This is a genomic window from Elizabethkingia argenteiflava, assembly GCF_009904105.1.
Classification (GTDB): Bacteria; Bacteroidota; Bacteroidia; order Flavobacteriales; family Weeksellaceae; genus Elizabethkingia; species Elizabethkingia argenteiflava.
Map to the genome: position 1 here is coordinate 1 of NZ_JAAABJ010000401.1, position 10,195 is coordinate 10,195.

Genomic DNA, 10,195 nt, shown 5'->3' on the forward strand with positions numbered 1-10,195 from the left:
TTCAAAATACTGGAAATCTGATTCGCACTGAATTGTTTCTTTTTCATAATATATAATCCTAAATTTAAACTTTTTGTCTAAATTATAGTCGTACTATTTATGGGGGAGTTTACATCAGTATAATAAATTAATTTTTGATATTTTCGAAAAATTCCAAAACTCTTTTGTAATTTTCCTTGAGGTCTTTGTTTAGGTTTTTCTCTGTTGTAAATTGTCTAACAAGAGCTAATCAGATGATCGATTTCAGTTTTTATACTTTTTGATGGGGAAATGCTGTTCCTGCTTAAGCTATAGCCTTTCCTGAGAATAAATACTATAAAATATTTTATAAATAAAGGCTATGGATATTAAGGAATATACTTTTGAAATTCTTGATTATATTAATGATCTCTATAAAAGAGGTTTCTCTAAATTTACCGATATCTCTTTTATGAACGGAGTTGCCGGTCTTGCAACAGTTAATTTGTCAGCGGGTATAAAAACTAATGATAATCATTATATACTATTTTCCATAGAAATTATAGAGTTCATTTTGGAGTCCATCAATAAGGAGGCTTATACACTACAAAACTCTGTTTCTTATTGTAGTGGATTCGCAGGCATATGTGAGGTATTGAATGAATTTTCTTCAAGGAAAATTGTAGATTTTGCCATGGATGAAGATTTAGCATCTTTAGATGAATTTTTATTTAAAAATGCACTTATATTATTAGACAATAATAATCCAGATTATCTTCATGGGGCTATGGGTATAGTTCATTATTTTTCCAATAAGTACAAATTAGGCTCCCATAAAATTCAGCATTACATTGATGCTCTTATCGCGAAATATGAAGACATGGCTATTATGGATGAAAAAGGAATTAGAATAGCTAATCATTTTTTGGGGAATCCAAATAATACATTTGATTTCAGCCTTTCACATGGTTTATCAGGGCATATGCTAATATTTTTGGAGTTATATAGAAAATATAAATCTGCTCATGTGTTTAAACTTATTAAAGAGATAGAAAAATACATGATAGTATACAAAAAAAATCCTCTTTCCGAAAACAACAGTTTTAATACATATTTCCCCGTAAGCATTGTAGAGCAAGAAACTGAAAAATCTATAGAGGATCCCATGTATTCAGGTTATAATTCTCGTTTAGCATGGTGTTATGGTGAACTTAACTATGTCTTGATGTATTTTAAATTGGGTGATATATTCAAAAGCAACCAATATTCGGATATGGCAAAAGAGATTCTTAAAAATACTGTACCCAGAAATAATCCTGAGCAAGCGAAGGTAGATTCTCCTTATTTTTGTCATGGATCCTCAGGTCTTATCGCTCTTAATACATACTTTTTTAGGAAAACCAAAGAAAATACTTATAAAGAGATAGCAAACTATTGGTTTCAATATACAGTAAGTAATTTTCCCCTCAAAGAATTATCTACCTCTGTTAAGTCAAATCCTTTCTCTCTATTAGACGGTGAGGTTGGGATTGTAATGGGGCTACTTTCTTTAATAGAATCAAATAAAGAAAGAGAAGAACCAATATGGGAGAAGTTTTTCTTGCTCTAAACGAGTCTAAACTTTATAATATGGAAAATTGTAAATGGGCAACTCCATTGTTTCCTTTTGAAAAAATAACGGAGTACATTAGATCTCTTTAATAAAAAACAATAAAATATCATTTTTACTTTATAATCAAAAATAAACTTTTTTAAAGGTCCGATGTTGTTCAGGGCTTCGTATTCACATTACAGAACTTATTGTTGTTTATCTGGTGCTCTGTCTAGTGGATATGCGGATTTTGATAATAAAGCAGCAACTTTTGGTGATGAGTATTTTATGGAAAAACAGGTCGGATCAAATGCTTTACCTGGATGATGCAAAAAATGGAGAAGTAAAGTTCGAGCAGTAGGAAATAAGATTCTATAACTACGACAAATAATTAATCAATATAAAAACTTTGGGTGAGTCGAAATGAGCAGAAGCAATAAGGACAACTTACGGTATTATATGATGATGAAAAAATAAATGTTTAGTCAATTAATAACAGATGTGTTATATAAATAAAAAGTACATTATAACTAATAAAAAAATCATGGAAAAATCAGCGATATGTTTAAGTCCAACAAAGCCTTATGGGATAAAAGAACAGATATTCATGTAGATTCAGATTTTTATGATATGGAATCTTTTAAAAAAGGGCGGAATGCTTTGAAATCTTTTGAACTTGAGATTTTAGGAGATGTAAATGCAAAGACTATACTGCATCTTCAGTGCCATTTTGGTCAGGATACATTATCACTTGCAAGAATGGGGGCAAATGTTACAGGTCTTGATTTTTCTGAAAATGCAATTGAGAAAGCACGCTTAATATCAAAAGAAATGCATATACAGGCTTCGTTTGTTTGCTGTAATGTACTGGAAATGGACCAGTATATTACCGATAAATTTGATCTTGTTTTTGCCTCTTATGGAATTTGCGGATGGTTGCCTGATCTTGAGCAGTGGGGAAAGCTGATCGCAGATCGGATTGTGGAAGGAGGAAGATTTGTTATTGTAGATTTTCATCCTGTATTATGGATGTTCGATGATGATTTTAAATATTCTTATTTTAATAAAGAACTAATTGCCGAAGAACCGGAACATACCTATACCGATAAAACCTCCAAAGTGATGCTGAAATCCTTCAGCTGGAACCATAGTATCTCAGAAATCATTTCTGCACTGATAAAAGCGGGGCTTACATTAAAGCGGTTTAATGAATATGATTATTCTCCATACGAATGTTTTAATAATCTGGTTGAATTTGAAGAGGGGAAATATCAGGTAAAAGGAATGGAAGGGAAGCTTCCGATGGTATACGCGTTAGAATTTATAAAATAAGACTTTAAATCAATAAAATAGGAATAGACCTGAACTCTATGCCAGGACTTATTTTCTTATTGTTTTTAAAGTCTTTATAGAGCATTTTTATCAGGAATGTTAACATGAACTTCTGCCGAAGAAGTGGATTTGGCTTTTTTTTACATAAGAAGTAAATTAAATGTTTTGTTCACTTGCTAGGCTTTTTAAGGTTTAAAATTAAACTTATAAAGCTTCGTTTACAAGAGGTTTACGTCCCTAATAGTCTTTTAAAAAGGTTTTTTCTGAAGCTTCAGTACGTTTTTCGTATTCAATAGATGCTTTTAGATGGTTGTTTTTTTAACCTTTTTGAATTGGTATAAAACGATAAATGCTGTAATATATATTACAGCATTTATACTATTCTAATTTAATAGTTGTGGGTCCTGAGGGATTCGAACCCCCGACCCTCTGGGTGTAAACCAGATGCTCTGAACCAACTGAGCTAATCGCCCTTAGTGGAGATGTTATCTCCATTTTGAGTGGTGCAAATATACGATTTATTCATTAATCACCAAATTTTTTTCTAAAAAATCTCCCACTACAAAGTTGCTTCCTCCGATAAAAATCATTTCTCCAGGCAGGCAATTTTCTTTTGCGAGGAGATACCCTTCCTGTACATTGTTGAATATCTTGTATTTTAAATTTTCTTGTTGTAGAATATTCTCATATTCTCTAGGATGACGACCTCTCGGCGTAGAAGGTTTTACAAAATAAAAATCCTCATTTTTGGGGAGTAGGGGGATGACTTCGTCTATATTTTTATCGTTTACAAAGCCTAGAACAATATGTTTGTGTTGGTGATAGCTGTTGAGTTGCTCAAATACATATTCCAGTCCTGCTTGGTTATGCCCCGTATCGCAGATGGTCAGGGGGATTTGAGTATATTCAAACCAACGGCCCATGAAATAAGTGTTCTGATGGACTTTTAATAAACCATTGGTCAGAGATTCCTCAGATACAGAGATGTTTTGCAGGCGTAATTCCTCAGTTAAAGCTTGTACCACTTTGATATTATTCTTTTGATAAATTCCCTTGAGGTCCGATTTTAATTCAGCGCCGAACAGGCTTGCATCTACAAATTTAGCCCTAACACGATCCGCTGTATGTTGAATAATATCTTTTACGATCGGATTTTTATCTCCTGATACAATTGGAACACCAGCTTTAATAATACCCGCCTTTTCTCGGGTGATTTCTTCCAGGCTGTTGCCTAAAGTTTGAGTATGATCTAAAGAGATATTGGTAATAGCGGTAAGAATAGGTGAGATAATATTGGTGGCGTCGAGACGTCCCCCTAAACCCACTTCTATAATTGCAAAATCCACCTTTTTGAGGCGGAAGTATTCAAAAGCCATCACCGTAGTAAACTCAAAAAAAGAAGCTTGTATATCCTGTGGTATTTTTCTTAATTTCTGTATAAAATCAAAAACAAATTCAGCATCCGCATTTTTACCGTTTACTTTTATTCTTTCGGTGAAATGAATAAGATGAGGAGAGGTGTATAACCCGATGTTATAGCCTTCTTCCTGGAGCACAGAGGCGAGCATATTACTCGTAGATCCCTTTCCGTTGGTACCAGCGATATGGATCATTTTTAACTGCTGCTGCGGATGGTTAAAATAGGCGCAGAGTTGGTGAATATTTTCCAATCCTGGCTTATATGCTTTTATTCCATCATTTTGATAATTCGGTATTTGTGTAAAAAGCCACTCTAGTGCTTTTTGGTGATCCTGTTTTGTCATAGTGGTTATAGGTTTTTAGAAAGAAATACGATAGGTCCCTGTAGAGGAAAAATTGGCCTTTTCAGCCTTAACGTATTGCTTAATCCAGCGGGAAGATACCCCAACCACGCAGGGATCCGAAAGACCTCCTATACGGCGTACAGAGATCACATTGCCCGCCTTATCCACGGTATAGGAGAGGGCAATCGATCCTGAAGCAGAGCAGGAATGAGAAGGCTGGGCGCCTCCCCGGCCCATCGTACCGGGTATATAGGCAATAAGTTTTCTATCCACTCCTATTTTGCTGTCTCCATTGCCATCTCCACCTAAGGGATCCCCAGCGTTACCAGCTTTTCCTCCTACTCCTTGTGTGCCGGTTTTGCTACCGCGTCCTTTCAATAAATTGCCGATAGCAGAGGTTCCCCGGCCATCACCTTTAGCTTCTTTATTTTTAGAGTGGGATTCTCCTGCATTAGACTTAGAGATAGCTTTTTTTTGAGGGGAGGTAATAGCTTTCGCAGAAGCCTTGGGGGTTAATTTTTTATCGGCTTTTTCAGTTTTAGAGGTGAAGTGTTTTTCGCTTTTACCTGTAATGATCTTCTCTTCAACAACAGGGGTTGGTTCAGGTTTTGTTGATTCTTTCACAGGAGCTACCTCTTCTACAGGTGTAGGTTCTGATGCGGCTAAACTCCCTTCTTGTTCTTTAGGTTCTTCTTCTCCGTTTCCGTTATGTTCATCACCAAAGTTGATAAGCATGGTATTTACAGCATCTGTTTGTTGAGGATGGTAGATCTTAACCGAGTATACGGAGATAAAAAGCAATAGTGCGGTCCAAACAATAATCGTTATAGCCGCGCTTTTTAGCTTGTCTCTTTTCTCTCCTTTTTTATTTACTGAAAAATAACTCATCCTTATATTTATTCAGACTGTGTCGTAGTGGCGATAGCGATATTATATTTATGTTTTTCGGCAATTTCCATTACGAAAACAACATCTTTATGTAGACAATTTTTATCGGCTCTTATCGTAAAAGAGGGGTGAGGCGCATTTTGTAATCGGGTAACAATAAAATTTTCCAACTCAACGGCCTCTACGGGTTTTTCGTCTATGTAATACGATCCATCAGGTTTAATGCTAACGGCAATCGGATTAGGGGTATCGATAGCGTTATTTTCACCTTTTGGTAATTTAACATCTATTGCATTTTGGTTTGCAGCAGAGGAGGTAATCATGAAAAAGATAAGAAGAAGCAGAATGACATCCGTCATGGCTGCTAAACTAAATTCGGGATTGGCTTTATTCCTTCTTGAAATTCTCATGGTATGTTTACAAAGGTTTATTGATGATATCTAAAAATTCATTGGAAACATTTTGAATTTTCAGGATAAATCGATCAATTTTCGTGAGTAGCAGATTATAAAAGAAATTAGCAGGGATCGCCACGGCTAATCCTGTAGCCGTTTGTCCTAAAGCCGTATAAATTCCTTCTGAAAGCGTTTTAGGTGAAAAAGATTCACTAGCGTTCGAAAGGTTAAAGAATGCTAGAATCATACCGATTACAGTGCCCAAGAGCCCTAACATTGGGGCAATACTGGGAACTGCAGCTAACAAGTTGAGCCTATTTTCCATATGGGCTACTTCGGCTTGTCCCTGACTTTCCATGGCATTGACGATATCTGATACAGGGCGCCCAATACGGGAAAGGCCCTTTTGCAAAATTCTGGCTTCTGGTGAATTTTGGGATGCACAATATTCTAAAGCGGTTTCTATCTTCCCCTCTCTAAGAAAATCTTCAATATTACGCATCGTATTAGGATCCGCTTTTTTAGACATTCTTCGGATAAAGAATAGTCTCTCTAAGAAAAGGTAGAGAGAGAGAGCACCTAAGAATAGAACGGTTATCATTACCACATTTGCAAACAGGTTGCCGTGGAACATAATTTCCCAAAAGGAAAATTCCTGAGTCGATGCCTTAGCAATAGGTGTTGCTAACAATATAGTTGATATTTCTGAAAATGCCATTAATGAAATTATTTAAATTTTAAAACGCAGATTGTGCTAAGATATTGTCGTTGAGTGTACTTAAGAATACATGTTTTTAATTGTTTATGCTTTCTTTTCATTATTCCTCCTCTTCATTCGGTTCCTCTTGTTTAAAATGGCATTTTAATTTAAAAGGAATTGAATTTTCCGAATGGGTGTAAAAGTCGTCGATGTGTCCTTGCCATACCAGCTGAAGTTCATTCTGAGCATTCTCTGAGAATTTTAGCTCGTTCTGGTAGATCAGGGCATCCTCATCGTCATATAGATTAACACTGCAATACGATTCTTCATCAGAATCATTTACATTGAATATCTGTCCTGCAAGCTGCTCTGTGTTAATTGGAAAATCTGAGATACTTAAGGCAATTTGAGGAAAGTTATACTGCAAAGAGTCATCCTCTACATGATCTAAGTCGTCATCTGTGATAATTTCTACTTCCAGAAAATTTTGTTTATTACTATACACCGCTTTACAATAGCTGCTCTTAATGTTGTATTTAAGTGTCTCTTCCGGATGGTAGACTTTTAAAATCCCTTTCATAGGATGGATGGAATGCTTTTTAATAAGTTAATAATCGGTATTTAGGACAAAGATAAAAAACATTTTTTTTCATACAAGATCCCCTTCTTCAATTTATTTAAAATTAAATTTTAGGCTGAACATCACTTGAGTGGGACGAATATACATTCTTTTGTATAGGGTCCCCACAGAAGTATTGCCGATTTGTTGGTATATCTTTGTATTCGCAATATTTAGCCATTTCAGTTCGAAGTCTATTTTTTTCTTTGTCCATACATATTGATAGGTTAGATCATAAAATGGATTGTGGAGATATTGATTGCCTTGAGAAAAATTTGTCTGCTCCCAATCCATCGCTAAAGAATGATTTTTTACAGGATAGAGAATAACACTCAGCTGGTGAGACCAGTTGCCTGAGGCGATCGCATCGTTACTCCCTTTATAAGTATAAATATTTTTTCCCCATTCATAACTAAAGTTGTAATCTAGGCTCATCCAGTTAAAATAGGTAGTATTGAATTTAAAACGCCAATTCTGGTTATGATTTCTCGATCTCTGTATCTGATCATTATTAAGGCTAATCGATTTTTGATAACGGGTAGAATAGCTAACGGATGCATTGGTTTTGAACTTTGGGAAGTACTTGCCGACCTCCATTTGTTGTGAATTGGTGTTGAGATCATTATCCTTTACTACATAGGCGAGTGTAATATTTCCACCGTTGTAGGAAGTGTTGGACATAAGGTTTTTTTGAGTTTTGGAGATGCTTGCTCGGAGGTTGAAAAATAGATTGTTTAGGGGGTTTCTATATGCTATTCGTGCATTTGAATGGTTTACTCTATTTTCAGCTAAAACCCCATTAGCTGATGTGGTAGCAAGGTTGGAGGGGGTTTGCAAAATAAAACCTGTATAGACGTCACCTATATTTCCGAAAGTGTATTGTATATTTCCATTTATAGAAGCTTTCCAAAAAGAAGCAAACTCGTATTGCGCATATAAACTAGGCTCAAAAGTGCTCTTCTGAAGATTTATAATACTATTTCCTGGCTGATCCATCGTCTTAATATGATTAAAACGTACGCCGAGGTTGAGGTACAAGTTAAGTTGATCTCCTTTATAATTGATAAGTGTGGATAATGAGGGGGTAGTATGGTTAAATGTTATAGTATTGTTATATTGATTCCCATAAGTCTCAATACCTTTAGGTCCCTTTCCATAGAGGGTTGTAAGCAATTGATCGCGAATATAGGATAAACTAATTTCTGGAGTAAAAGTCCATTTTTTTTCCGAAAAACTGAGATTAGCAGTATTTTGAGTTTCAAAATTTTTAATCTTTACATATTGTTCGGCAATTTTGGCAGAAGGACTATAAGGAAATATAGATTGGTATACGGGATGTCCTAACGAATCAAAAGACTGTTGGTCTGTAAAGCGAATAGGATCAACCCTTAATGTTTGTTCATCGTTCTGATGGTTAATAAAAGATCTAATGTTGATCAATTTGTGCCCCCAAGGGACAATGCTGCTTAATGAATTTTGAAAACTCGTCGTGGGAGAAGCTAAGCTTTCCTTAGCCGTGGTTTGAATAGAGGAATTATAATTAGTAATACTCCTATCTATAAAACCGCGATCTGAATTCCAAAATTGAGTGAGAGAGGTAGTATTTTTAAAAAAAGTTTTCTTAGTATTTTTTGTAAAAATAAGCTCAGCTTTTGCTTTGTCTGTATAAAAATTATTTTTAATAGAGTGGCTTATTTGGGCACCATGATTAAACTGTTGAGCATATTGAGTTTCATTATAGCTATCCTGCTCAATGGTGTTGTTGGTATAATTACTATGGGCTTTAAATTCCCAATCTTTATTTTTTAGTTGGGTTAGCAAACTCCCAGAGAGGAAGTGCACGCTGTTTAAGAGGTATCTTTTCTGTGAGATATTCGGAGATGAGGCTTGGTCTATATTTAGCCAGTTTTTTTGAGATACTTGCCTTCTTACCCCCTCGTGACGGCTGCCAAATGATAAAATATTCGATTCACTCTCAATAGATTCAGCTTGGTTGTTTGTTTTATAACTCAATACCCATTGTACTTTATCGGTAAAGAGCATAGGGGATAATTTTACATTCCAGAGCAGTGGAGAAGCTCCCAATCCCAGTTCCCCACGGCCTGTCATCGTAATTGATTTTTTGAGTTTGATATTGATAGCTGCCTGATCGCTTGGAATTTTATCCTGAAGAATTTTTACCGGTTGATGGTTTTCCATGACTTCTACCTTACCTATGGCCTGTATGGGTAGAGAGTTATTAATGAGGCCATAGCCACCCTCCATTAAATCTTTTCCGTTAATATAAAATTTATTAATAGGTTCGCCCTGGTATAATATTGTACCATCTTTGTTGACATCAATACCTGGGATTTTTTTTAGTGCATCTGCCAATACACGATCGTTTTTATGAGTAAAAGATTTAAGATCATAACTAATCGTATCGCCTTTACGGGTAATGAGTTTTGTTTTTAGTACCACTTCTTTGATTTCGGTAATATCCGAAACCATGTTGAAATTGATGGTCTGATCTCTGTTATCCACTATTTTAATCTGCGTTTTTTTATTAAAAGCTTTCACTCTTAGGTTAATTTTTTGAAGGGAGCTATTGAAAACTATTTTATAATAGCCTTTAGCATCTGTAATGTTATAAGCTATTATAACAGAGTTGTTAGGAATTTCTACGGTTACACTAGCATTTGCTAAGCTATTTCCTTGCAGGTCGGAAACTTTCCCGGTAATTGTTGTTTGGGCAAGAGAGCTAAGTGTGATTAGAAGTGAAAAAAAAATTGAAATCTTTTTCATATTGTGTTTTCTATTAGGGGTGTCATTTAGTTAATATGACCCGTGGTGGATTTAAGCAATACGAGTTTTTAAGTTGTTAATATTTCTATTGTTTAGTTTATTAATGCATTGTATAACAGTCATTGCCATTATCTTAGATAATATTCTGTTCTTAAAGCCATCAAA

At 35.2% G+C, this 10,195-nt stretch carries 8 protein-coding genes, 1 tRNA gene and 1 pseudogene; 2 read left to right on the forward strand and 8 right to left on the reverse strand.

Annotated elements, in window-relative coordinates; all coding sequences use genetic code 11:
* The first annotated feature begins 340 nt into the window (after nucleotides 1-340).
* Together GNY06_RS04730 and GNY06_RS04735 are read left to right on the forward strand one after the other, a co-directional pair.
* Nucleotides 341-1,567, forward strand: coding sequence for a lanthionine synthetase LanC family protein (locus tag GNY06_RS04730; RefSeq protein WP_166519028.1), 1,227 nt, complete (start codon nucleotides 341-343; stop codon nucleotides 1,565-1,567).
* 543 nt (nucleotides 1,568-2,110) lie between these two features.
* A complete protein-coding gene (locus GNY06_RS04735; protein ID WP_166519029.1) occupies nucleotides 2,111-2,881 on the forward strand; it encodes a class I SAM-dependent methyltransferase in 771 nt (256 codons plus the stop codon).
* 398 nt (nucleotides 2,882-3,279) lie between these two features.
* On the opposite strand, the gene GNY06_RS04740 is transcribed toward GNY06_RS04735, so the two are convergent.
* The 8 genes and pseudogenes from GNY06_RS04740 to GNY06_RS15575 form a co-directional block, all read right to left on the reverse strand.
* Nucleotides 3,280-3,354 (reverse strand) — tRNA-Val (locus GNY06_RS04740).
* Between the two features lie 45 nt (nucleotides 3,355-3,399).
* The gene (locus tag GNY06_RS04745; protein WP_166519030.1) at nucleotides 3,400-4,644 is read right to left on the reverse strand and encodes a bifunctional folylpolyglutamate synthase/dihydrofolate synthase; all 1,245 of its coding nucleotides are present in this window, start codon (nucleotides 4,642-4,644) and stop codon (nucleotides 3,400-3,402) included.
* A 15-nt stretch (nucleotides 4,645-4,659) separates the two neighbouring features.
* Nucleotides 4,660-5,532, reverse strand: a complete 873-nt coding sequence (locus GNY06_RS04750) for a ferric siderophore ABC transporter substrate-binding protein (protein ID WP_166519031.1) — start codon at nucleotides 5,530-5,532, stop codon at nucleotides 4,660-4,662.
* A gap of 8 nt (nucleotides 5,533-5,540) precedes the next feature.
* Complete coding sequence (locus GNY06_RS04755; protein ID WP_166519032.1) at nucleotides 5,541-5,942, reverse strand: ExbD/TolR family protein; 402 nt, start codon at nucleotides 5,940-5,942, stop codon at nucleotides 5,541-5,543.
* Between the two features lie 7 nt (nucleotides 5,943-5,949).
* Nucleotides 5,950-6,645, reverse strand: coding sequence for a MotA/TolQ/ExbB proton channel family protein (locus tag GNY06_RS04760; RefSeq protein WP_166519033.1), 696 nt, complete (start codon nucleotides 6,643-6,645; stop codon nucleotides 5,950-5,952).
* A 100-nt stretch (nucleotides 6,646-6,745) separates the two neighbouring features.
* A complete protein-coding gene (locus GNY06_RS04765) occupies nucleotides 6,746-7,207 on the reverse strand; it encodes a hypothetical protein (RefSeq protein ID WP_166519034.1) in 462 nt (153 codons plus the stop codon).
* Nucleotides 7,208-7,300: 93 nt separating this feature from the next.
* Nucleotides 7,301-10,030 (reverse strand): TonB-dependent receptor, encoded by a 2,730-nt coding sequence (locus GNY06_RS04770; RefSeq protein WP_166519035.1) that lies wholly within the window; start codon nucleotides 10,028-10,030, stop codon nucleotides 7,301-7,303.
* Nucleotides 10,031-10,081: 51 nt separating this feature from the next.
* Nucleotides 10,082-10,195, reverse strand: a pseudogene (locus GNY06_RS15575) (IS982 family transposase); the annotation flags it as partial.

What these genes read in the sequence shown, in the direction of transcription:
- GNY06_RS04730 (WP_166519028.1), top strand. Translation starts at nt 341, where the DNA reads ATGGATATTAAGGAATATACTTTTGAAATTCTTGATTATATTAATGAT.
- GNY06_RS04735 (WP_166519029.1), top strand. Translation starts at nt 2,111, where the DNA reads ATGTTTAAGTCCAACAAAGCCTTATGGGATAAAAGAACAGATATTCAT.
- GNY06_RS04745 (WP_166519030.1), bottom strand. Translation starts at nt 4,644, where the DNA reads ATGACAAAACAGGATCACCAAAAAGCACTAGAGTGGCTTTTTACACAA.
- GNY06_RS04750 (WP_166519031.1), bottom strand. Translation starts at nt 5,532, where the DNA reads ATGAGTTATTTTTCAGTAAATAAAAAAGGAGAGAAAAGAGACAAGCTA.
- GNY06_RS04755 (WP_166519032.1), bottom strand. Translation starts at nt 5,942, where the DNA reads ATGAGAATTTCAAGAAGGAATAAAGCCAATCCCGAATTTAGTTTAGCA.
- GNY06_RS04760 (WP_166519033.1), bottom strand. Translation starts at nt 6,645, where the DNA reads ATGGCATTTTCAGAAATATCAACTATATTGTTAGCAACACCTATTGCT.
- GNY06_RS04765 (WP_166519034.1), bottom strand. Translation starts at nt 7,207, where the DNA reads ATGAAAGGGATTTTAAAAGTCTACCATCCGGAAGAGACACTTAAATAC.
- GNY06_RS04770 (WP_166519035.1), bottom strand. Translation starts at nt 10,030, where the DNA reads ATGAAAAAGATTTCAATTTTTTTTTCACTTCTAATCACACTTAGCTCT.